This window comes from Helicobacter sp. NHP22-001 (genome assembly GCF_030270165.1).
Lineage (GTDB): Bacteria > Campylobacterota > Campylobacteria > Campylobacterales > Helicobacteraceae > Helicobacter > Helicobacter gastrofelis.
The window spans coordinates 1-425 of sequence record NZ_BSWS01000044.1 but is presented as its reverse complement, the minus strand read 5'-3'; the positions used below and the strand labels follow the sequence as shown (position 1 = coordinate 425).

General features: G+C 63.5%; 2 protein-coding genes. One reads left to right on the top strand and one right to left on the bottom strand.

Annotation, left to right across the window (positions count from 1 at the left end):
- The coding region (locus QSJ47_RS08165) for a hypothetical protein (RefSeq protein WP_285603024.1) at positions 1-210 on the top strand (210 nt) is incomplete at its 5' end.
- Positions 211-227: 17 nt separating this feature from the next.
- Here QSJ47_RS08165 and QSJ47_RS08160 read toward each other — a convergent pair.
- Positions 228-425, bottom strand: a 198-nt coding sequence (locus QSJ47_RS08160) for a hypothetical protein (RefSeq protein WP_285603023.1), incomplete at its 5' end; no start/stop codon positions are given.

The following is a 425-nucleotide window of genomic DNA, read 5'->3' as shown; positions in this document are numbered from 1 at the left end:
CACGCCACCGTCTGGCTTGACGGTCCGCGCGGACGCATTCCGGCGATCGGCGTGCCGTCCGCGTCCGCCATGGCGCACGGGCACAATCATCCTGCGGCGTATAATCTGTTTTCAGTGAGACGCGATGGCGATGCATGGCGCTGCGACCATCGCGTGCGCGGATTTGCCGACGGGACGCTTGGCGAGATCAAGGACGAGAGATTGATCTAGAAAGTCACTCGAAAAAATTAGAGTCCGCGCAGCGCCATCACCAGCGCGAAACCGAACAGTGCGGCGAGGCCTGCGGCGAATCCGAACGCGAACGTCCACACACCGCTGCGGCGCTTGGCCGGGACAACTGCCGCAGCAGATACAGGAGCAGGAGCAGGCGCCGGCGTCACCACCATCGCATGCTCGCGTTCGATCATGCGGCGCGCGATATAGTC